This window comes from Mariniflexile maritimum (assembly GCF_009746565.1).
Taxonomy (GTDB): domain Bacteria; phylum Bacteroidota; class Bacteroidia; order Flavobacteriales; family Flavobacteriaceae; genus Mariniflexile; species Mariniflexile maritimum.
Window position 1 is genome coordinate 145,036 of record NZ_WRPN01000007.1, and the last position, 22,753, is coordinate 167,788.

A 22,753-nucleotide genomic window follows, 5' to 3' on the forward strand; every position below is an offset into this window, starting at 1 on the left:
AATGTATTCGCTGTTTCTTATTTTTTCGGTTTAAAAGGTAAATCCTTAAATCCCATATTATAAAGTGTGAAACCAAAAATGTCGGCATATTGTGCAATGGTTTTGCTAACGGGTGTTCCTGCGCCGTGCCCTGCATCAGTTTCAATGCGAATTAATGTTGGGTTGGTCCCTGTTTGTTTACTTTGCAATGCGGCGGCAAATTTAAAACTGTGAGCTGGCACAACCCGGTCGTCATGATCGCCCGTGGTTATTAAAGTTGCGGGATACGAAATGCCCTTTTTTACGTTATGGACAGGGGAATAGCTTTTTAGATAATTAAACATTTCTTTGGAATCCTCTGCGGTTCCATAATCGTAGGCCCAACCTGCACCGGCAGTGAACGTGTGATAACGCAACATATCCAAAACGCCTACTGCGGGAAGCGCTACTTTTGCCAGGTCTGGGCGTTGCGTCATAACCGCACCTACCAGTAACCCGCCGTTAGAACCGCCCCGAAGGGCCAAATAATTTGATGACGTGTAGTTTTTGGCTATTAGATATTCGGCGGCAGCTATAAAATCGTTAAAAACGTTTTGCTTTTGCATTTTGGTACCTGCATCGTGCCATTTTTTGCCATATTCGCCACCACCGCGTAAATTGGGAACTGCAAATATACCTCCTTGTTCCATCCAAACGGCGTTGGTAATGCTAAAGGTAGGGGTTAAACTAATATTGAAACCGCCATAACCATAAAGCATGGTAGGGTTTTTTCCATTGAGTTTTATTCCTTTTTTGTGGGTAATAAGCATGGGTATTTTAGTACCGTCGTTTGAGGTGTAAAAAACCTGACTGCTTATGTAGTTTTCACTATTGAAATCGATTTTTGGTTTCCAATACAACTTGGTTTCTCCCGTTTTTGGGTTAAATTCGTATAGGTTTGAAGGTGTGTTGTAATTTGTGAATGCATAATAAAGCACCGGATAGTCTTTTTTTCCGCTAAAGCCAGCGGCCGTACCCAAACCAGGAAGCGTAATTTCTTTAATGAATTGCCCCTCATAATTGTACTGTTTTACTTTAGAAATGGCATCAACCATGTAATTGGCAAAAAAATAACCACTTCCTTTAGAGGCGCTTAAAACAAATTCGGTTTCAGGAATCACGTCCACCCAATGTTCGGGGGTTGGGTTAGAAGCATCAACCGAAACGATTTTTTTGTTTGGAGCGTTTAGGTTGGTTACCAAAAACAACTGGCTACCCCTATTATCTATTATATTGGTGTCGCTATCCGCTACGTTTAAAACCGTGATAAATGGGCTGTTTTTTTGCAATAAGTCTTTAATAAACAGTTTGTTGCCCGAAGTTGAGTTACGGGGCGTAAGGATTAAATAGCGGTCATCCTCGGTAACGTTGGCGTAAATATAGCGGTGTTTTTCTGCCGAATTGCCTCCGTATATCAAAGCATCTTCTTTTTGCGAAGTACCCAATTTATGGTAATATACTTTATGTTGGTCGGTTTTTGCCGAAAGCTCGCTTCCTAGGGGTTTGTCGTAACTTGAATAATAAAATCCCTCATTTTTGTACCACGCAATTTGTGTAAATTTCACATCAATAAGCGTATCCTCAATGGTTTTTTTGGTTTCGGTATCCATCACGATAATTTTTCGCCAATCGCTGCCACCCTCTGAAATGGAATAGGCCAGTAGGCTACCGTCTTTTGAAAAAGTGAGCGCGTCCAATGAGGTGGTGCCATCATTAGAAAAGGTGTTTGGGTCTAAAAAAACTTCAGCTTCTTTATTGTTTTGTGTTCTGTAAATAACATCTTGGTTCTGTAGGCCGTTGTTTTTTGAGAAATAGGTATAATGGCCTTCTTGATGCGGAGCGCCAATTTTTTCGTAGTTCCAGATTTTAGAAAGGCGCTCTTTAAGCGAATTGATGTACGGAATTTGACTTAAGTACTTAGCCGTGGTGCTGTTTTGCGCCTTTACCCACGCTTCGGTTTCTTTGCTGCGGTCGTCTTCAAGCCATCGGTACGGGTCGGTTACGGTTTCACCAAAATAAGTATCTGTGCTATCAACGGTTTTTGTTACAGGGTAATTCACCACTACTTTGTTTTTTTCTGAGGATTCTATTTTGCAAGCTACAAGCGCCAAGGAAGCAAAACCACCCATTAATATTCGTTTCATTCGTTTAAATCTGTTTTTTATCTTCAGATGTCATGCAGCATTAATCATTACGGTTGTTATAATGAAGCTGTATAGGCTTGTTGCATGCGCTGAAAAATAGTCAATTTCCCAAAGATAAAAAAAAGCTTCCACATGAATTGCAGAAGCTTTGATAATAGGCTTAAATATTGAAACTACACCAAGTTGTTAGCAATTAAATACTCGGCGATCTGTATGGTGTTGGTTGCGGCACCCTTACGAAGGTTATCGGCCACAATCCACATGTTTAAGGTGTTGGGTTGCGATTCGTCCCTTCTTAAGCGGCCTACAAAAACCTCGTCTTTATCGTGTGCCAAGATAGGCATGGGGTAGGTGCTTGTTGCAGGATTATCTTGAAGAATAACACCGGGCGTTTCGCTTATTATTTTACGAACTTCGGCCAAATCAAAATCGTTTTCAAATTGTACGTTTACCGCTTCAGAATGACCTCCAGAAGTAGGAACGCGAACCGCAGTAGCCGTTACCGAGAAGGTCTTGTCATCAAATATTTTTTGAGGCTCTCTGGCCAGTTTCATTTCTTCTTTGGTATAGCCATTTTCTAAAAACACATCGCATTGTGGCAACACGTTTCGGCTAATGGGGTATGGATAGGCTTTTTCACCCTCTATACCTGCAATTTCATTTTCCAATTGTTTTACGGCCTTAACGCCCGTGCCCGAAACCGACTGGTAGGTTGAGACAACCACTCGTTTCATTTTGTATTTTTTATGGAGTCCAGATAAAGCCAATACCATTTGAATGGTCGAGCAGTTTGGGTTGGCAATAATCTTATCGTTTTTTGTTAAGATGTTGGCATTTATTTCAGGAACTACTAACTTTTTGGTAGGGTCCATGCGCCATGCGGAAGAATTATCAACTACGGTGGTACCTACCTCGGCAAATTTAGGGGCCCATTCCAATGACGTGTCGCCACCCGCTGAAAATATGGCAATTTGTGGCTTAGCGGCTACGGCTTCAGCTAAACCAATAACGGTATATGCTTTGTTCTTGTAGTTTATTATCTTTCCAACCGAACGTTCGGATGCTACTAATAACAATTCGGTTACAGGGAAGTTGCGTTCTTCCAATACTTTTAGCATGACTTCGCCTACCATACCGGTGGCGCCTACAACAGCTACTTTCATTTTATTTATGAGTTTAAAAAATTACAGCGCAAAACTACTTATTAATTCTTTTTTTAAGCGAAAAAAAAGCCTTTGTTTTCGGTAAACAAAGGCTTTTTAACAACAAATAACACATTGTTATTTATTTAACAATTTGTTATTTTTTAAGCAAATCTCTAATTTGTGTCAATAACTCTTCTTGGGTTGGGCCCGCTGGTGCTGCTGGTGCTGGCTCTTCTTTTTTCTTCATTTTGTTAATGCCTTTTATAAGCATGAACATCACGAATGCCACAATGATAAAATCGATCAAACTGGTTATAAAACTTCCGTAAAGTACAGCAATTTCACCGGTTACTTCACCCGCATCGTTCACTACTCCGGGATTAATAACGTACTTTAGTTCATTGAAATCGGATTGGAAAATCAATCCTACCAATGGCGATATAATGCCAGCGGTAAATGAGGTAACCACTTTGTTAAAGGCAGCACCCATAACAAAAGCAACCGCAATGTCAACAAGGTTGCCCTTCATTGCAAACTCTTTAAATTCTTTTAGCATACTATTTGGTTTTTATGGTTAAATTAATAAGACACTAATATAATAAAAAAGTCACAGAATTTTTATGTACGAACAAAAATACGTTTTACCCGCTGGGAGATGCTTGTAATAAGCTCGTAAGATATGGTATTGGCGGTTTCGGCAAGCGTTTCCGCGGTATTTTTTGGACCAAATAAAATAACCTCATCACCTTCGTTGCAATCAATGTTGGTAACGTTAACCATAATCATATCCATACAAACATTTCCTAAAATAGGGGCTTTTTGGTTATTGATGGTTACATAGCCTTTGCCTTTGCCGTATTGCCTTCCAATACCGTCGGCATGTCCTATGGGAAGTGTGGCCGATTTTAGTGTTTCATGGGTTATGTGGGCACGGTTGTAACCAATGGATTCGCCTTTATTGATGGTATGGATTTGCGAAATAATGGTTTTTAGGGTACCAATGGGCGTGAAGTTTTTGTTTTCTTTTTCTGAATTTCCAAAACCGTACAAGCCAATACCGCTTCGTACCATATCAAAATGCGCTTCGGGATAATTTAGGATACCTGATGTGTTACAGATATGAAGCATGGGTTTATAGCCCAACTTTTCGGTTACATTTTTAGCAATAGTTTTGAATTTTTCTATTTGGTTTAGTGTGAATTCTTTTTCGTTCAAATCTTCACTGGCGGCCAAATGTGAAAAAATGGATTTTATTTTGATGGCGGTTGTTTCCTTCAACCTTTCTGCAATTAAATCCATCTCATTTTTTGAAAAGCCCAAACGGTTTAAGCCCGTATTGAACTTGATATGAACAGGATAGTGGACTTGGTTTTCCGCGGAAGCGACCGTTATAAACTCATTCAATATTTTTGGGTTGTACAAACTGGGCTCCAAACAATGTTCAATCAACGTTTTGAAATTGATGGCTTGCGGATGCAGTACCAAAATGGGTTTGGTAATACCTGCTTTTCTAAGCGCTACCCCTTCACTCACAAAGGCTACGGCAAAATAATCGACGTTTTGGTTTTGCAAAAAATGGGCAATTTCGCAGGCATCACTACCGTAGGCAAATGCCTTTACAACGGCCATAAATTTGGTATTGGTGTTTAATTTTGATTTTAAATAGCCAAAATTATTTTTTAGGGCATTTAAGTTTATTTCAAGTACGGTTTCTTGTGCTTTAGGCATTGGGTGCTTGCGTTTTGGGGTTTATTTCTTCGGCCTCGTTCACTTTCATGTTTCTAACTTTATCGCGGGTCATGGCCTTGTAATAAGCGGCCCTACTTAGTGGTTCGTATTCATCTACTTCGCCCAACAATACCAAGTTGTCGTTTTGGGCTTTTCGGTAGCTGTATTGCGCCAAATTGCCGGTGCGCGTGCAAACGGCGTGTACTTTGGTAACATATTCGGCGGTTGCCATTAAACTGGGCATGGGGCCAAAGGGGTTGCCTTTAAAATCCATATCCAAACCGGCAACAATAACGCGTACACCTTTGTTTGCCAAATCGTTGCATACGCGTACAATTTCGTCATCAAAAAATTGGGCTTCGTCAATGCCAACCACATCGCAGCCGTCTGCCAAAATAGGAATGTTTGCCGCGGCGGGCACCGGTGTAGAGCGTATTTGATTGGCATCGTGCGACACCACCATATCTTCATGGTAGCGCGTATCGATGGCAGGTTTAAAAATCTCAACCTTTTGCCTTGCAAACTGCGCACGTTTGAGCCTTCGGATGAGTTCTTCGGTTTTTCCTGAAAACATGGAGCCACAGATAACTTCAATCCAACCAAATTGTTCTTTATGATTTACGGTATTTTCAAGAAACATTTTGTAATTTTAACACTAAAATAAAACGAACATTCGTTTGTGTATAGGTGGCGTAAATTTATTAAAAATTAAAAGCCTAAACAGCATTAATTAAAAAAATTATAATAATGAAGAAGAAGTTAGAATCGGAATTAATTAGTATTGCCCATAGAATTCTTAAACTAAAAGGAAAAGAAGATGTTATAAAAATGCATGCCGAAGTTGCCGTACTATTTGAAAAACTATCGGTATTGAAATTTGCCAACGAGAATTTTGAAGGCGACCTGCCCACCATAGGCAGCGATTCGTCCTTTTTTGGCATGTTGGACGATGCATTTAACAATAAAATTAGCGACACCATTGAAGTTGAAGATAAAATTTTTATCAATCTTGATGAAGTTGAAGACGATGCCATTATGGAACAAGGCATTACAACCATTAAGGATATGGTGAAGCACATGCCAAACGAACCCGAAGAAATTGACGTGATTTTAGAACAGGCCAGCACTAAAAACGTGTCGCACAAAAACGACTTCGACGATTTATTGGCCGGTTTTCATAGCATGCCCATTTTTGAGCCTGTTACCAAATCACAAAACGGAAATTCAAACGAAAAAAAATCGTTGAACGATACCTTAAAAACCCATAAACTAAACATTGGGCTAAACGATAAACTAGCCTTTATAAAACATTTATTTGAAGGGAAAAGCGAAGATTACGAACGTGTTATCTCGCAACTCAATACCTTCGATTCGTTTGAAAATGCGAAACAGTTTATATTGGAAATTGTAAAACCCGATTACAACAACTGGTTACATCAAGAAGAAACCGAGGCACGTTTTCTTCAACTTATTGAAAATCGATTTTAAGGATTTTTTCAATGTTGACTGTACAAACAACAACAAATACTTTCTTAAGTAACTGATAAACAGCATTTTTTAAATTTCCATTTGGGTTTTAAAACCTAGGCCAAAAAATCTAATTTATATTTTTAAAAAACACCTTAAAAAAAAACCAACACCCCAATCCCTATGAGTAAACTCTACATTGTGCCAACACCCATTGGGAACTTAAAGGACATGACCTTTAGAGCCGTTGAAGTTTTGAAGGAAGTCGATTTAATACTTGCCGAAGACACCCGCACATCGGGCAAACTCTTAAAACATTATGAAATTTCAACGCACATGCAATCGCACCACATGCACAATGAGCATAAAACGGTTGAAAATCTCATTCAAAAACTAAAAAGCGGTACAACGGTAGCATTGATAAGCGATGCAGGAACGCCGGCCATATCCGACCCCGGTTTTTTATTGACCCGCGCTTGCATAGAACATAACATTGAGGTTGATTGTTTACCAGGAGCCACCGCTTTTGTACCAGCCTTGGTAAATTCTGGATTGCCAAACGATAAATTTGTGTTCGAAGGTTTTTTACCCGTTAAAAAAGGCAGGCAAACACGCTTGCTATTACTTGCCGAAGAGACCCGAACCATCATTTTTTATGAAAGTCCGCATAAACTACAAAAAACCTTAGCCCATTTTTGTGAGTACTTTGGGGAAGATCGAGAAGTTTCGGTTTCGCGGGAATTAACAAAACTGTATGAAGAAACCATTCGGGGCACAGCCAAGGAGGTTTTAAACCATTACACCAACAAACCACCCAAAGGGGAGATTGTAATTGTAGTTGCAGGAAAAAATTAATATTTATCAACATTTCCATTAATAATGACTTTAGAAACATTCAAACAAAAACTGAAAAGCAACCCCAGCCACATTGAATTTCCTGAAACGATTTCCGTTATAGAATCTCAATATGAATTTACACCAACCGCGTTTAAAAACGGCAATTTATATAACAGTGCAGGCGAAAATTCAGGGTCTTGCAAACTGTTCGCTTTTGCAACCTTACAAGGGTTTTCAAAAGAAGAAACCTTGGCATGTTTTGGGAAATTTTACTTTGAAGAAGTGTTGAACGACCCAAATGGCACAGGGCACCAAAACATTCGGAATTTTATAAAAACGGGATTTGAGGGGTTGAGGTTTGATGGACAACCTTTGAAATTAACAAAAATTTAATTTCGCGAATAATTTACACACCTCTTTAACGCTAACTTAAACCTCACAGGTTTTGAAAACCTGTGAGGTTTAAGTTTCTTTATCAAATACCAGCTCTCTTGGTATAAAATCTTCTTTATTTATAAACTTCCGAATCTATATTTTCAGTAACTTTCATCACTTTTACAAAAAGCATCTATGGAGCTAATATTGAGGTCATTCAACTTAAAACTAAAACATACCTTTTCTATATCCCGACTGTCGTATAATGAGCAACCTACCTTAATTGTAGAACTTAAGGACGGAGGTTTTTCGGGTTATGGTGAAGCGACCTCAAACCCTTATTACCACATCACCATCCAAAAAATGATGGATGATCTGGAAAAATTAAAGCCTCTTGTAGAAACCCATAGCAACAGTGCGCCCGAAATATTTTGGCAAGCCATGTACCCCAATTTAAAGCATAATATGTTCGCCTTGTGTGCTTTAGATGAAGCTTTTAACGACTTATATGCTCGTAAAAACAACAAAAAACTTTATGAACTGTGGGGGTATGATACTTCAAAAAACCCATTAACAAATTATACCATTGGTATTGATTCCGTTGAAAAAATGGTTTTAAAAATGAAGGAACTACCTTGGCCCATCTATAAAATAAAACTGGGGACCAAAGACGACATTAAAATAGTTGCCGAATTGCGAAAACATACCAAAGCCATTTTTAGGATTGATGCCAATTGTGGTTGGACGGTAAATGAAACCATTAAAAATGCCATCGCTTTAAAAAGCCTGGGCGTTGAATTTTTGGAGCAACCCTTAAAGGCAGACGAATGGGACGCTCATAAAGTTGTGTACAAACAATCGGTATTGCCCATTATTGCCGATGAAAGTTGCCAAATAGAAGCAGATGTTGCGAAATGTCACCATCACTTCCACGGGATTAACGTAAAACTTGTAAAATGTGGTGGGTTAACAGCGGCCAAACGCATGATTTTGCACGCAAAACATCTGCAAATGAAAACAATGGTGGGTTGCATGGTAGAATCGTCAGTAGGAATTTCAGCCATTGCCCATTTGCTTCCACTTTTGGATTATGTGGATATGGATGGTGTGCTTTTATTGCAAGAAGATATTGCAACAGGGGTTACCATAAAAAACGGTAAGACCATTTATAGTGAACTTAATGGCACGGGAGTTGCTTTAATTTAAACGGTCATTTCTACTTATTTTATAGAAGGAATGGGATGAAACGCCCAATGATTGGCATAAGGTTCTGAACGCTGAAAAGCAATTGCGGCTATGTAATGTTCGTCCAAATCAAAGCTTAAAACCTGTAGGTTTTCAATACCGCTTACCCATGCAGCTTTAATGGTATGGCTTCCTTCAAGTGCCGGTATCTTTAAAAAATGGGTGTCAATACCTTTACCGGAAGCTTTTGCAATAGCCTCTTTGCGTGTCCAAAATTTATAAAAAGTATAATTTTCATCATTGGCATTTAGCACAGTGTCTATTTCCGTGTTCTTAAAAACCTCTGGCATGATTTCAACAACATTTTGGTGTGCATCAATAAATTCAACATCCACTCCAACAGGTTGATTATCAATTGCAATAATCGCATAATCACCAGAGTGCGATACATTGAAAAACAATTGCGGATGCGAAGTTAAATAGGGCTTTTTATTAATGCCTGCTTCAATATTAATGTTTAGGATGTCCTGTTTTGTTTCTTCTTTTAATATCAGTTTTAGAAGGGCGCGACAAATGATAAATCGATTTTTGTCCCTTTCAAAATAGAAACGTTCTGCACGTGACATTTCATTAGGGTTTAACAATTGCCTTAAATTGGGCACAACTTCTAAATAGGCCGATATTTTTATTTTAAACAATTTTATTTCTGAAGTTTCCAAAGGCCTATTCCTAGGGCTGGAAGCAATTTTAGTGAATCCGCAAACGAGGTTACACGTTAGGTTTTGTATCATGTTCATCTAAAATACGTTGCAGGATCGTTGCTAGTTTTTTGTCATAGGGCGGAGAGAACATTTCGCGATGATTTCCAGGAGTTATATATTTGCTAACGCCCTTTAGAGCTAATTTTTTCCAACCAAGATGCTTGGTGTTGTGTGCGAAAAAGATATCATCTTCGGCCGCTTTAAATAAATGGACTTCAATATCCTGCGGAACAATATGGTAGCGATCCATAATTACACGATGCATATCATCTAGTTTTAGTGGCCAATTATAGAGCATTTGGTGTTGTTTTTCCCTTCCGTATTTCATCCTCAAAAATAATTTGTGCACACTTGCTTTCATCAGGTTTATTCTACGGAAAAAGCGTTTTTTGCTACTAAACATGATTCGTAAGGCAAAAATTACCTGACCTAATATATAAATATTGGAAACTGCTTTTTTTACTAAGGTATTGGTATAAAAGTAGCTTGGGTACACGTAGCTATCAAAAAGTACAACGGTAGTAACCTCTTTACCGAGTGTTTTAAGTTGTCGCGCCATTTCAAACGCAGCAATGCCCCCAAAGGAATAACCTGCAAGCGCATAAGGCCCTTGTGGGTTCGCGCTTAAAATCTCAGAAATATAGTCGGTAACCATCTCCTCCACACTTGCATGGGGTTCATCAATACCATTTAATCCTTTCGCTTGAAGGCCATAAACAGGTTGGTCTGGATCTAAATTTTTTGCTAATCCGTTAAAAGTTAAAACATTATATTCAGCACCATGAATAATGTATAACGGGGTTTTGTTTCCTTCAGGTTTTATGGGCACTAATGAATCCCAATGCGCCGATGGATTATCCATTTCCATAAAATTTGCCAATTTTGCAATGCTAGGATATTCAAATAAGGCCGATAGAGGCAACCGAATTTGGGTTTCTTTCTCCAAAAGTGCCATCACTTTTACGGCAATCAGGGAATGGCCGCCTAGTTCAAAAAAATCGCCGTGTATATCTATTTTACCAATCTCCAAACATTCTTGCCAAATGGTGGCAATAAGCTGTTCGGTTTTATTGCGAGGGGGCGTATAGGTAGCGGTTTGTGTTTTGGTTGCTATAGTCGCTAACAGGGCTTTCCGGTCTATTTTACCATTTAAAGTTTTAGGAAAAGCTGTAAGAACGTGATACTCTTGAGGTATCATGTGCGTAGGTAGTTGTTCGGCTAGTGCTTGTTTCCAGCTGTTTGTTTCATCATCAATAGAATCTTTTGCAGCGTTAAGTATTAAATTTGCAATAAGCCTGTCGCCGTTTAGTAGAACAACCGATGTTTGTACCCCTTCCAGCGAATCGAGCGCTTTTTCAATTTCCTCTAATTCAATACGATGGCCTCTAATTTTCACCTGTTGGTCTATACGGCCTAAACACTGTATCTCACCAGAAGGAAGCAGTTTTGCTAAATCTCCGGTACGGTATAGTGCGGTATTTTTATGGGGTCCAAAGGTATTGGTTATAAATTTTTCAGATGTTAAATCGGGGCGTTTCCAGTAGCCTTTGGCCAATCCATCTCCGGCAATGCACAGTTCACCATGGGTTCCGGGAGGCACTAAAAAACCTTCTTCGTTTAAAATGTAAACTTGTGTGTTTGCAATAGGATGGCCAATGGTAATTAACGCATCGTCCATTTTAATTTGCTTTATAGTGGACCAGATGGTGGTTTCGGTAGGGCCATATACATTCCATAGTTCGCTTACAAGGTTTACTATTTTTTTTGCCAAAACCATTGGTAATGCTTCCCCACCGCACAACGCTTTCAAGGCTAAAGGTTTTTCCCAACCAGAATCTAACAACATTTGCCATGTAGAAGGAGTAGCCTGTAACAGGGTTATGTGCTCTTTTTGAAGCAAATCGAGCATTAAGCGCGTATCTTTTACGGTTTCGTCATCGGCAATTATTAATGTTGCCCCTGTTAATAAAGGCAAAAACAACTCAAGACCGGCAATATCAAATGAGATGGTTGTTATGGAAAGTAATCTATCGGTTTCTTTTATGCCTGGTTCCGAAGACATGCTATAAAGAAAATTGACTAGGTTTCTATGGGTAATGGGTACGCCTTTTGGGTTTCCCGTTGATCCTGAGGTGTAAAGCAGGTAAGCTATTTCAGTAGGAGCTACTTTTAAATTTAAAGGTGTTTTGGGGTATGTTGATAGATTTGAAAACAAATCTTCCAGTATCAGTAGGGAAGAAGTACTTTCCAACGCCAGTGAAAAATCCTTGGTGGTAATCAAAAATTGGGCTTCAGAATCGTTTAGCATGAATTCCAAGCGTTTGCGCGGATAATTGGGGTCCAATGGTACATAAGCCGCTCCACATTGCATAATGGCCTTAAGCACCATAATAAGCTCGATGGATCGGGGTAGGGAAACGCCAATAAAATCGCCCGATTTAATACCTTGTTCGGTAAGCTTATGAGCCAATTGATTGGTTTGTTCCTCCAAATCTTGATACGAAATGGTTCTTTCGTGAAATTTTAAGGCTTGTTTTGCGGTTGAGGTTTGTGCCTGTTCCCTAAGCAATTCATGAAGTGGTAAATTGGGGAATGCCGCCTCGGTTTTGTTTAGGTTTTGGTATGCTGAATAATCAGTTTGTACAATATGCCCAATAGAATCCTGGGGTTGTGCCACAATTCTATTTAAAAGGTCCTTAAAGGTAGCCATCATTTGTTGGATGGTTTCTGGTTTAAAGAGCGACGCATTATACGACCATTCTAAAATAAAGGCATCTTCGGTGCCACTGGCATTTAAAAAAAGTTCAAAAGTTTCGTAAGCTCTGGGGTTGCTTTTAAATGTGTAGGTTAAATCTGTAAAACGCACATCGTCGGTCATTCCTAAATCAATATTAAAAACAACAGGAACAAGAGGCACGCGCGATGGATCTCTGGCAATGGCAAGCTTTTGAAGCAATTGGCCGAAACTGAGCCGTTGATGTTCATAGGCATCAAAAAGTTGCGATTTTCGCAGTTTCAAGTAGTCGTTGAAGCTACTATTTGTATCCATTTTGCTTCGTAGTGGTAAAAGATTAACACAATGGCCTACCAAATGGGGTTTGCCCATGGAAGATTGTCCGGCAGAAGGAAGTCCAACCACCAAATCGGTTTGGTTTGTTTGTTTGTATAAAAAAAGTTCAAAAGCAACCATGAGGGTTGATACAAAACTAGCCCCCGCTTTGAGGCCTGTTTTTTTCAATGCCGAAATTAATTCAGGTTCAATGATAAAATCAAGACGGTTACTTTTGTAAGTTCTTAATGCAGGTCTGGGAAAATCGGTTGGTAAGCTTACTTGCGGAATAGAGGATTGAAATTGTTGTAGCCAAAACTGTTCGGTTTTTTGGTATTCCCCACTTTCTAAAAATTCCTGTTGCTCATCCGAAAATGCCACAAAACTTTCTGGTTTTGGCAATGAAGGGGTTGTATTGAGCAGTTTCGCAGAATACAGACTACTTAGCTCTTGTAGCATCATGCCTATGGACCACCCATCGCATATTATATGATGTGCTGTAATGATTAGTTGATGCTCCAGTTCGTTAAGTTTAATGAGCCCGACTTTTAGTAATGGCCCTTGAACCAAATCAAAAACATATTGTGCGTCTTTGGTTAAATAATGGGCAACCTCATTTTCTTGGTCAGAAACGCTTAGCGTCGAAACATCTTGATAGCTAAGCGGTATTGGCACATTAGCGAAAATGCTCATAAAACGACCGTCGGTACTAAATACGGCACGAAGCGACTCATGCCTTAGCACCAGTTTTTCTAGCGCGTGCTCTAAAGCATCTTTATATAACGGCCCCTTAAAAATAAGTGAAACGGACTCATTATAAGCTCTGTTGGCATCGTTACCGCCTAATTTACAAGCTATCCAAATTTCTGCCTGTGGTGGTGTAGTATGTATGACCCTTTCAATTTCTGGACCTGAAAAAGGATTGAAATGGTTCGTGCTATTCAAAGAAATTGGTTGGTTCATCAATTTGAATTCAGAAAATTAAAACACTATCAATATATGAAATTTTATCCTTGTTTTGTGGGAATCTTTCTTAAAAAATTTCATCTTCTGAAAGATTTATTTGTAAAACAATCCTAATACAATGAAAACGTTTAAACGGTTATTATTAATCGTTTTTACAAATCTATTTTCACAAATTTACCTTCCTGATCCGTATCGGTAATAAACCAAGCAGGATTGCCCTGTTCATCCCTACCCAAGCGTGCACCCGGTACTGGAGGTTTATTTAAGGCATCAATAGAAGATACTTTTTTGATTGAAATAGTATGATCGGGTTTTAATTTTAAAATAGCGGCAGCGATAAGTTCATCACAACTGGAAATACAGGCGTTTTTTAGTTTGATAATATCGTCTTGATGATACGCACTGGTAATAAAACATGGAAAACCATCCCAAATATGAATGCCTTTTTCACGCATCAAAACAAAAAGCAATTCTGAATAAAGAATGTCTTCAGTGAATTTTAGTCGCCATAACGAACCAAAGTATGTGATTTCTAAGGGTAGGTCACGTTTTTTAAATTCGCTGTTCATATCCGTAACAAAATTTTCAGTAAGAACGTTAAGGCGTTGTTGGAGTGCGCCACCCATCTGCTTCATGTAGGTTAATGATGCTTTAGCGGCGGCCAGGGCCAGCGGATGCCGCACAAAAGTACCGGCAAAATAGGTAACACCAACTTCTGGGAAGGAGTCATCGCCATATTGCCAAAATCCACCGTCCAAGGCATCCATAAATTTGCTATATCCTGCAATGGCCCCAATGGAAATACCGCCACCCATAACTTTTCCATAAGTAGCTACATCGGCTTTTATGCCAAATAAGGCCTGTGCGCCACCGGGATGGATTCGGAAACCGGTAATAACTTCATCAAAAACGAGTACTGTTTCTGAAGCTTTTGTTATCTCACGAACTTCTTTAAGAAATGCCACCGGCTGAAATTCGGGCCTACGACTTTGTACGGGTTCTACAATAACCGCAGCCAACTCATGCGAACGCTTGCGAATAATTTCCAGACTTTCATCGGTGCCATAATCTAATATCAAAACGTTTTGTACCGATTGGGGCAAAATACCGGCTGCCGCAGGAAAGGTTTTCAGGTTTTTTGAACCCCTTACCAAAGCTTCATCATTTATGCCATGGTAAGATCCAGAGAATGCAACAATAAGAGAACGCCCCGTAACGGTTCTGGCAATTCGGATAGCTCCTAAAACAGCTTCAGAACCTGTGTTGCAAAGCGCTACTCGTTCATGCCCCGTAAATTCGCAAAGTAACTCGCACACCTCGCCAGCAAGTGGATGTTGGGGGCCTACCTCGTAACCACTTTCAATTTGTTCGTGCAATGCTTTTGTTATAAAATCGGGCTGATGGCCAAATAAGCAGGATCCAAAACCATTTAAGGCATCGATGTACTCATTATTATCAAGGTCCCAAAGGCGGTTGCCCAATGATTTTTTAATAACCAGCGGATAGACAAGTTCTTTGGTTAATGGCTTAAAGCCAGATACTACCCTTGGGTCGGCCATGTGGGCACGGTGTTTTTGGGAATACGCTTTACTGCCAGCGGTTTTTTTATTGTACGAAGTGGTTAAGTTGTGTAAAAAGGTTTGTTGTTGGGCGGTCATTTCCGTGGCATGCTTCTCTATTTTTGGAGATGCGCCAAAGGGTTTCTTATGTTCTTTAATTTCCTCTTCGGTACGTGATTCTGTATCTGCACCAACTAGAGGGGTTACTACTAGCTTGGGCACTTCTTGAAGAGGTGTAGGTGCATGATTATTGCCTTTTAACAACTCCAACTGTTTTCCTAATAATTGCAACTGTTGTGCAATGAGGTCGATGGCGGAACCATTGGTGTTGGTTACAGGTGCGTTTGATGCATAGGTTGGTGAAGGTATGGCCGAAACCACATTTTGAACCGATGCATGCGCAACAGGAGCCATGGGTTCTGGCGGTAATTTTTCATCTAAATAATTTGCCAAAAGGGTTGGTGTGCTAAATTCGCCATTGAGTTGCCTAAACGTGATAGGCACATTAAATTCGTTTTTGCAAGTAATGGCCATTTGTGTTAAAACAAGGGAGTCCAGACCAAGTTCAAGGAAATTATGGTCATACTCGGTAGGTTCTAGCGCCATTCCTGAAGTATTCAAAACGATATCTGAAATTTTTTGCAGAATCGTTGTTTTTCTGTTAGGTTGTGCAACGGTATTCATTTGAGGTTGTAGGGGTTGATGGTTGTTAATTTCGATTATGTTGTTAAAATTTATAGTTGGTTCTTCCACCATGGGCGGATCTACCCAACAAGGCTTACGATCAAACACATAAGCTGGTAACAAAACGCTTTGTCTGGATTCTCCATTATAAAACGCCTTCCAGTTAGGCTCTATGCCTTTTTGCCAAAGTTGCCCTAAGGCAGATAGTACTGTATGATACGCATTTTGGTTATCGTTGGGAATTTCCAAACTGGCAATGGAGGTTGCCGATTTTGTTTTCTTTTTTTGTTGTGATAAGGTGGTTAGGGCTCTGCCAGGACCAACTTCCAGCAAAACCAGATCATCCAAATCAAGTGCGGTTTCCATGGCATTTGAAAATAGCACGGTTGCTCTTAAATGTTTAGCCCAATAGCTGCTGCTTGTTGCTTCGGCATCGGTTAACCAAGTTCCCGTTACCGTAGAAATGATAGGTGTTCGTGGTATGTTTAAGGTCGCTTTTTTAACTTCGGCCTCAAACACATCAACCACGGGATCCATCATGTTGGAATGAAAAGCATGACTGGTTAATAGCAATCTATTGGGAATGTCTTTTTCTTCCAAGGTTTTAGCGAAAGCTTCAACAGCTGCATCTTCTCCAGAAACCACACATAATAAATCGGAATTTACAGCGGCAACGGAAAGCGTTTCAGGCAGTATTTTGGATAAATCATCATAAGCAGTTCTAACCGACAGCATGCTGCCACCCGGAAGTCCACTCACTAATTTTCCGCGAACGGCAACCAAATTCAGTGCATCCTTTAATGTAAATACACCAGCTAAATGGGCCGCAACAAATTCGCCAATACTATGGCCACAAAGCAAGGTTGGTTGAATGCCCCAACTTATCCACAATTGCGACAGTGCATATTCTACCACGAATAAAGCCGGTTGGGTAAATTGGGTGTCCTTTAAACGGTTTTCGGCATTGGGCGTATTGCTTTCAGGATAGATAATATCTAAGATATCAAATTTGAATTTTTCCTGTAATATTTCTGCACATGCATCCACAGCGTTACGAAATACGGTTTCATGAGCATATAGCGCTTTGCCCATTTGAAGGTATTGAGCGCCCTGACCCGGAAAAAGAAATGCCAAATGACTCGGTACTACTTTTAAATCGGAAGGTTTTATGGACGTAGCTTTATCCCCCAACAATTGATCAACAGCATTTTCGGCATCGGTTGCCAAAATAAAACATCGTTTATTAAAGGCTTCCCTAGTGTTGCTAAGTGTATAGGCAACATCTGCCAATTTTATGGCTTTGGAAGATTGCAAAAAATGGCCCAAAGCGGTTTTGTAACCTTCCAAACTGTTATTGGATTTTGCCGACCAAGTAAGTAATTGTAAAGGTTTACTGTTTCCAGACAGGGCCTGTTCGGTTTCAAATTCCTCAACAACAATATGTACATTGGTGCCACCAACACCAAAGGAGCTGATGCCTGCACGTCGTTTTCCGTTGCAATTCCAATCGGCAAAGGTATGGTTTACATAAAACGGACTATTTTCAAAATCTATTGTAGGATTGGGTTTTTCAAAGCCTAAGGAGGCCGGTATTTTTTTGTGCTTTAGGGCCAACATGGTTTTAATAACGCCCGCAACCCCAGCCGCCGCCGTAAGATGCCCCATATTGCTTTTAATGGAACCAATGGCACAATAACCATTTAAGGGCTGTTTGCCAAAGGCCAGTTGCAACCCTTCAAATTCAATTGGGTCTCCAACAGGGGTTGCAGTGCCATGGGTTTCAACATAGCTTATTTCGGTTGGTTCAATGCCCGCATCTTGTAGTGCTTTAGAAATTGCCCCTGCCTGACCTTCTGTACTCGGAGCCGTAAAACTGCCTTTATTGCCACCATCGTTATTTACGCCTATGCCCTTAATAACGCCATAAATGGTATCGCCATCAGCTTTTGCATCGTCTAGGTTTTTTAAAAGGATTACTCCTGCGCCATCGCTAAACACCGTACCTTTGCCGTTGGCATCAAACGAGCGACAATGGCCATCTGGACTTAACATGGAGCCTTCTTGGTACAAATGGCCGCTATTCATGGGGGCTGTTATACTCGATCCGCCGGCTAAAGCCACATCGCAGCGACCATTTCTAATAGCATCTACGGCCTCGGCAATAGCTAGTAAGGAAGTAGAACAAGCTGAATGTACACTTACTGCAGGCCCTTTAAGGTTTAAATGATAGGCAGTTCTTGATGAAATATAATCTTTTTCATTAACCGTATTTGCCTGAAGAACGCCTACCGTATCCAGTAAATCTTTATTGGGCAGTATGTTGTTTTTGTAATAAGTATTGGTTCCTGTGCCAGCATATACGCCAATGCTTCGGTTATAATGTGCAGGAAGATGCCCTGTTTGTTCCAAGGCTTCCCATGCTATTTCTAAAAATAAGCGTTGTTGCGGGTCCATGGCTTCTGCCAATTTTGGGTTCAGTCCGAAAAAAGCAGCATCAAATCCTTTAGCGATAGGCACAATACCACGGGCTTTAACATAAAGAGGATCGTTGCGCAATGCCTCTGGAACAGCCTTATCAATTTCTTCCTGAGTAAAAAAGGAAATGGTTTCCTTACCCTCTTTTAAAACCTCCCAAAGTTCTGGAATGGAATTTGCGCCCGGAAACCTAACGGCCATCCCAATAACGGCAACGTCGCCAGAGCTTTTCTTGATTTGTTGTTTTGGTGCAACAGTGGCAAAAGGTTCAGTCGTAGGGCCCTCTAAAAATTCTGAAATTTTTGCTATGGTTGGGTATTGGTAAATTTTTGTTACGGGTACTTTTAAATTTAAACGCTGTTTTATTTGTGTTACCAATTTTTGGGTTAAAAGAGAGGTGCCTCCCATATCGAAAAAATTATCGTCAATGCCAATGTTTGGTATTTGGAGCTGTTCACTCCAAAGGGATGCCATTTGTTTTTCAAGCTGGGTTCTAGGTTTTTTCAACATAGGGGCAGCATCTGGACGAACATATTCAGGAACCGGTAGGTTTTTTTTATCGATTTTTCCGTTTTTGGTAATTGGAAACTCCGTTATCCACATGAAAATGGAGGGAATCATATAGTCTGGAAGTATTTCTTCAAGCTGATTTCTAACAGCATTAGTATCGTGATTGGCCACTTCAGATTGTACATAGGCGACCAACCTGGGTTCACCGCCCATGAATTGACTTACTACAACCGCATTTTTTTTAATGGTTGGCAATGTGTCAATAACGGTTTCAATTTCACCTAATTCAATACGATGCCCCCTAATTTTCACCTGTTGGTCTTTGCGTCCAAGGCATTGTACCTGTCCGTTAGGCAAAAGTTTGCCCAAATCGCCCGAAAGATACATTTTGCCTTTGGTTTTTGTAACAAAGGGGTCTTCAACAAATAGGGCGTTAGTTAGTTCAGGCCTATTCAAATAACCCAATGAAACGCCATCGCCACCAATAGCTATTTCACCTACTTCACCGGGAGCAACTTGGTTTCTTTTTTCGTCCAGTAAATAGGCGTGCACGTTGGCAACAGGTTTTCCGATGGTAATGGGGTTGTCCTTTTTTGAAATTTTTGTTAGAAAGGCACATACTGTGGTTTCGGTTGGGCCGTAAATGTTCCACAGTTCGCTGCAAAGGTCCAAGAGTTTGTGTGCTAAGTTTAAGGGCACGGGCTCGCCACCTATTAGTGCTTTAATTTTTAGAGGTTTTTTCCAATCGGAATCTAAAAGAATTTGCCATATACTGGGAGTGCCCCACATCATGGTAATTTTGGTTTCAATGGCTTTTTGTATTAACAGTTCCCCATCAAGTCGCGTTTCTTCATCAATTATAACGATGGAAGCACCGTGTAGTAAAGGCAGAAACAGTTCCATCACCATAGCGTCAAACGAAATGGTAGTTACTGCAAAAATCTTATCATTTTTATCGATTCCGGGTTCTATGCCCATTGAATAAACCAGATTGATAGTGTTTAGGTGCGATACTTGAACACCTTTGGGCTGTCCTGTTGAACCGGAAGTGTAAATAATGTAGGCAACCGATTGTGGAGATACGTTTAAGGAGAGGGCATTTGAGGGGAAATGACCAACACCATTAACAATTTCATCAAGAAGTATGATTTTTGAGGGGTCTAAAAATAGGTTCTCCGAGTTTTTGCAAATAAGATAGTTTGCCTTTGCATCGGCAATAATCATTTCTATCCTCTTTTTTGGATAGGCTGTATCAATGGGCACATACGATGCGCCACATTGCAAAATGGCGAAAATAGAAACAATGAGGTCTGGAGACCTATCTAAGGAAAGCGCAACGATTTGATTTGGTCGTAGGCCTTTGTGCCATAGATATTGGGCCGTTTTATTGATTCTTTTTTGTAATTCACCATAACAAATCTTTTCATTTTCGTATTCCAGAGCAAGGGCTTCGGGTTGTGCGAGCGCTTTTTTTTCCAAAAGCCCATGAAGTGTTGAAATAGGATATTCAATGGTTGGTCCGTGTATTGTATAAGCAGGTTTCATTTTTATTTACCATTTAGCTAAAACTTCAGAAAATGAGAGATGTTAATAGGTATTAAAATACTAATTATTAAAAAACAATGAAAAAAAATAACGTACAAGTTTAAATTATTGATAATATCTAAATCTAATTTAATTTCAGATTAATTAGTGATATTTTGCTGTTATCAAATTGGTTCTATTATTATGTGAGGGAAGATAATTATATGGTACAAGAATACTAAAAATCGCTCTTGGAAGCCTAATTTTTTCCTTATTTTACAATTAAATCCGTTGAATGGTATTTTTCTGATAATCCAATTAAAAGCAGGGTTTGCATACTTTAAGTTATTTATGGCCAATGGGTTAATAAATACCTGTTTAAGATATTGTAAACCATTAATTTTTTTAAATTTGAAAACTTATATTCGGATAGCCCATGAAAGATTTTATAAAAAAATATGAAATTTGGATTTTTTTAGTTCTAGCACCATTGCTCAATACATTTATTACCTATATAAACAGCAAAGAAATTATTACTGGTTTTGTTTATACCCATGGGCGGTTTTATGCGCTGATGCTGTTATTAATTTGTGTGGTTAAAATTGCTAAGGGGACTGAAGGGATCAAAGAAGTGTTTAAACCTATGTTAAATTGGAAAATTAATCCTAAATGGTATTTATTTAGTTTATTCTTCTCATTAACAATATGTGCTTTTGCATTGTTACTAAAAAGTTATTATTATGATATTGAATACCTTTCGCTATTGAAATTTAATTTTCCCAGCTTAAGGAATAGTTTTTTTTTACTTACTTGGGCATTTATGGGCGAGGTAGTTTGGGTTAGCTACGCTATTCGTGAATTGACCAAAACCATAAAACCGTTTTTCGCCAGTCAAATTGTAGGTTTTGTTTGGGCCTTATGGTGGGTGCCCTCCGTTTATATTAACCAAGGTGTTATTATAGACCTTCCCTTATGGCCTTTGTTTTTAAACATGATGGGCGCTGCGGGCATGTGTGCCATTGTTTATGCCCAAACTAAAAGTGGTATTTGCGTTTGGATATTACAGTGGATGGTGAACATGTCTATTTTAATATTACCAGTCTCACCAAGCATTGGGGGCATCACTACATACGCAACCTATGCCTCACTTTATTTTCTAGCGATGTTGGTTTTTATGTATTTTATGAATCCAAAAATAAAGCTAATTCTTAGCCCCAATAAAGCTTAATACAGCCGCATCATCATGGGGTTTGCTTGATAGATGCCACAGGCTAAACCCCGCATTTTTAAAAAGCTCTGGGTAGTTATGTGAAAATGAGCGCTCATGCCCATAGAGCTCTGAGTGGGGGTTAACTTTAAAATTGTGGGCAACTCCATTGGGTTCAATTGCTACAAACATGGTTTTGCCCAATTGGTTTATTTCTTTAAAAAAAGCTTGAAGGCGCTTTTCCGTAAAATACTCCAAAACACCTCTTGAGGTAACAAAAATAGTATGACCTTGCCCATGTGTTTTAACCCAATCAAAACCATCGGAAGCCACAAATTCAAGCTTTTTGTTTTCGATAAATTTCTTTCTGTTTAGTTCTATTTGAACAGGGCTCAGGTCGATTCCGATAAAACGGTCTATTTCAGGAAATGCCGAACATAAATAGTTTAGCACATTCCCGTTTCCGGTGCCCACTTCAACCAAGGTGGTATAATGCACCGTTTGGGTTGATAGTTCGTTCTTTAAAAGATTGAAAATAAACGAACAGTTGGGCAAAAATTCATTTTCGAACGAATCGTTTGTTGAAGAAAAAAACTCACTTCCCTGGTTTACCCAATAGTTGCGGTGAAGCTTAGCCAAGGTTTCAACATCTGCCTTCTTTTCAACCTTTTTTAAAATGGCATGGCGCATGAGTCGCTCCAGAAGGTTTAAATTGTTGTTCATCACCAAGGTCATGCCCTTTTCCGATAGCCTGATCGCTTTTTTGGGAAATAAAAAAATCAAACCATTGCCAATGGTAAACGATAGCATGTTAACGAGTATCGACCTTATTTTACGTTTCGTTTTCATAGGTGTTTAAAAATAAAACAGTTAGTTATGTGATGGTGCAATTTAAAAGTAGTATAAAAAAGAAAGGCTCGATACAATTTCCCATATACAGCGATTATTTTCGTTAATCTTCCGTATGGCCTTTTTTTTATAGATGATAAACCAGCTTTAACCCATTCCTATTCAAAAAAACAACAGCACTACCTATACGTTTACAAGGTATTCCATTCACTATGAGCGGTATGTGGACAATAATGGGAAATATAGATAAAATGAGGTACGATTGGGTTT

The 22,753-nt window shown here is 39.4% G+C and carries 14 protein-coding genes; 5 read left to right on the forward strand and 9 right to left on the reverse strand.

Annotated elements, in window-relative coordinates:
• Nucleotides 1-17: 17 nt before the first annotated feature.
• The 5 genes from GQO80_RS10725 to GQO80_RS10745 all read right to left on the reverse strand — a co-directional run bounded on the left by GQO80_RS10725 (nucleotide 18) and on the right by GQO80_RS10745 (nucleotide 5,675).
• Nucleotides 18-2,162 carry a prolyl oligopeptidase family serine peptidase gene (locus GQO80_RS10725; RefSeq protein WP_157208355.1) on the reverse strand — a complete coding sequence of 715 codons (2,145 nt, stop codon included), beginning with the start codon at nucleotides 2,160-2,162 and terminating at the stop codon, nucleotides 18-20.
• Nucleotides 2,163-2,335: 173 nt separating this feature from the next.
• Nucleotides 2,336-3,325, reverse strand: a complete 990-nt coding sequence (locus tag GQO80_RS10730) for an aspartate-semialdehyde dehydrogenase (protein ID WP_157208356.1) — start codon at nucleotides 3,323-3,325, stop codon at nucleotides 2,336-2,338.
• Between the two features lie 136 nt (nucleotides 3,326-3,461).
• Nucleotides 3,462-3,863 carry a large-conductance mechanosensitive channel protein MscL gene (gene mscL, locus GQO80_RS10735; RefSeq protein WP_157208357.1) on the reverse strand — a complete coding sequence of 134 codons (402 nt, stop codon included), beginning with the start codon at nucleotides 3,861-3,863 and terminating at the stop codon, nucleotides 3,462-3,464.
• A gap of 62 nt (nucleotides 3,864-3,925) precedes the next feature.
• Nucleotides 3,926-5,035, reverse strand: a complete 1,110-nt coding sequence (gene alr / locus GQO80_RS10740) for an alanine racemase (protein WP_157208358.1) — start codon at nucleotides 5,033-5,035, stop codon at nucleotides 3,926-3,928.
• Nucleotides 5,028-5,675: a thymidine kinase gene (locus tag GQO80_RS10745; protein WP_157208359.1), complete on the reverse strand. Its 648-nt coding sequence runs from the start codon at nucleotides 5,673-5,675 to the stop codon at nucleotides 5,028-5,030. The genes alr and GQO80_RS10745 overlap by 8 nt, the downstream gene beginning before the upstream one ends.
• A gap of 107 nt (nucleotides 5,676-5,782) precedes the next feature.
• Here GQO80_RS10745 and GQO80_RS10750 point away from each other — a divergent pair, with 107 nt between their 5' ends.
• The 4 genes from GQO80_RS10750 to GQO80_RS10765 all read left to right on the forward strand — a co-directional run bounded on the left by GQO80_RS10750 (nucleotide 5,783) and on the right by GQO80_RS10765 (nucleotide 8,920).
• Nucleotides 5,783-6,523, forward strand: a complete 741-nt coding sequence (locus GQO80_RS10750) for a hypothetical protein (protein WP_157208360.1) — start codon at nucleotides 5,783-5,785, stop codon at nucleotides 6,521-6,523.
• A gap of 162 nt (nucleotides 6,524-6,685) precedes the next feature.
• Nucleotides 6,686-7,357 (forward strand): 16S rRNA (cytidine(1402)-2'-O)-methyltransferase, encoded by a 672-nt coding sequence (gene rsmI / locus GQO80_RS10755; RefSeq protein ID WP_157208361.1) that lies wholly within the window; start codon nucleotides 6,686-6,688, stop codon nucleotides 7,355-7,357.
• Between the two features lie 24 nt (nucleotides 7,358-7,381).
• On the forward strand, nucleotides 7,382-7,732 hold the full coding sequence (locus tag GQO80_RS10760) for a HopJ type III effector protein (protein WP_157208362.1): 351 nt from the start codon (nucleotides 7,382-7,384) through the stop codon (nucleotides 7,730-7,732).
• 177 nt (nucleotides 7,733-7,909) lie between these two features.
• A complete protein-coding gene (locus GQO80_RS10765) occupies nucleotides 7,910-8,920 on the forward strand; it encodes a dipeptide epimerase (protein ID WP_157208363.1) in 1,011 nt (336 codons plus the stop codon).
• Nucleotides 8,921-8,934: 14 nt separating this feature from the next.
• On the opposite strand, the gene GQO80_RS10770 is transcribed toward GQO80_RS10765, so the two are convergent.
• The 3 genes from GQO80_RS10770 to GQO80_RS10780 form a co-directional block, all read right to left on the reverse strand.
• Nucleotides 8,935-9,696, reverse strand: coding sequence for a 4'-phosphopantetheinyl transferase family protein (locus GQO80_RS10770; protein WP_157208364.1), 762 nt, complete (start codon nucleotides 9,694-9,696; stop codon nucleotides 8,935-8,937).
• Nucleotides 9,668-13,672 (reverse strand): non-ribosomal peptide synthetase, encoded by a 4,005-nt coding sequence (locus GQO80_RS10775; RefSeq protein ID WP_157208365.1) that lies wholly within the window; start codon nucleotides 13,670-13,672, stop codon nucleotides 9,668-9,670. The genes GQO80_RS10770 and GQO80_RS10775 overlap by 29 nt, the downstream gene beginning before the upstream one ends.
• Nucleotides 13,673-13,827: 155 nt before the next feature.
• On the reverse strand, nucleotides 13,828-20,448 hold the full coding sequence (locus GQO80_RS10780) for a polyketide synthase (protein WP_157208366.1): 6,621 nt from the start codon (nucleotides 20,446-20,448) through the stop codon (nucleotides 13,828-13,830).
• A 622-nt stretch (nucleotides 20,449-21,070) separates the two neighbouring features.
• On the opposite strand from GQO80_RS10780, the gene GQO80_RS10785 reads away from it, so the two are divergent.
• Nucleotides 21,071-21,655 carry a CPBP family glutamic-type intramembrane protease gene (locus GQO80_RS10785; RefSeq protein WP_394351005.1) on the forward strand — a complete coding sequence of 195 codons (585 nt, stop codon included), beginning with the start codon at nucleotides 21,071-21,073 and terminating at the stop codon, nucleotides 21,653-21,655.
• On the opposite strand, the gene GQO80_RS10790 is transcribed toward GQO80_RS10785, so the two are convergent.
• On the reverse strand, nucleotides 21,629-22,483 hold the full coding sequence (locus tag GQO80_RS10790; protein ID WP_157208368.1) for a class I SAM-dependent methyltransferase: 855 nt from the start codon (nucleotides 22,481-22,483) through the stop codon (nucleotides 21,629-21,631). The two genes, GQO80_RS10785 and GQO80_RS10790, sit on opposite strands and share 27 nt — an antisense overlap.
• Nucleotides 22,484-22,753 lie beyond the last annotated feature (270 nt).

Coding starts and splice junctions, on each gene's coding strand:
- GQO80_RS10725 (WP_157208355.1), bottom strand. CDS start 2,162: ATGAAACGAATATTAATGGGTGGTTTTGCTTCCTTGGCGCTTGTAGCT.
- GQO80_RS10730 (WP_157208356.1), bottom strand. CDS start 3,325: ATGAAAGTAGCTGTTGTAGGCGCCACCGGTATGGTAGGCGAAGTCATG.
- mscL (WP_157208357.1), bottom strand. CDS start 3,863: ATGCTAAAAGAATTTAAAGAGTTTGCAATGAAGGGCAACCTTGTTGAC.
- alr (WP_157208358.1), bottom strand. CDS start 5,035: ATGCCTAAAGCACAAGAAACCGTACTTGAAATAAACTTAAATGCCCTA.
- GQO80_RS10745 (WP_157208359.1), bottom strand. CDS start 5,675: ATGTTTCTTGAAAATACCGTAAATCATAAAGAACAATTTGGTTGGATT.
- GQO80_RS10750 (WP_157208360.1), top strand. CDS start 5,783: ATGAAGAAGAAGTTAGAATCGGAATTAATTAGTATTGCCCATAGAATT.
- rsmI (WP_157208361.1), top strand. CDS start 6,686: ATGAGTAAACTCTACATTGTGCCAACACCCATTGGGAACTTAAAGGAC.
- GQO80_RS10760 (WP_157208362.1), top strand. CDS start 7,382: ATGACTTTAGAAACATTCAAACAAAAACTGAAAAGCAACCCCAGCCAC.
- GQO80_RS10765 (WP_157208363.1), top strand. CDS start 7,910: ATGGAGCTAATATTGAGGTCATTCAACTTAAAACTAAAACATACCTTT.
- GQO80_RS10770 (WP_157208364.1), bottom strand. CDS start 9,696: ATGAACATGATACAAAACCTAACGTGTAACCTCGTTTGCGGATTCACT.
- GQO80_RS10775 (WP_157208365.1), bottom strand. CDS start 13,672: ATGAACCAACCAATTTCTTTGAATAGCACGAACCATTTCAATCCTTTT.
- GQO80_RS10780 (WP_157208366.1), bottom strand. CDS start 20,448: ATGAAACCTGCTTATACAATACACGGACCAACCATTGAATATCCTATT.
- GQO80_RS10785 (WP_394351005.1), top strand. CDS start 21,071: ATGTTAAATTGGAAAATTAATCCTAAATGGTATTTATTTAGTTTATTC.
- GQO80_RS10790 (WP_157208368.1), bottom strand. CDS start 22,483: ATGAAAACGAAACGTAAAATAAGGTCGATACTCGTTAACATGCTATCG.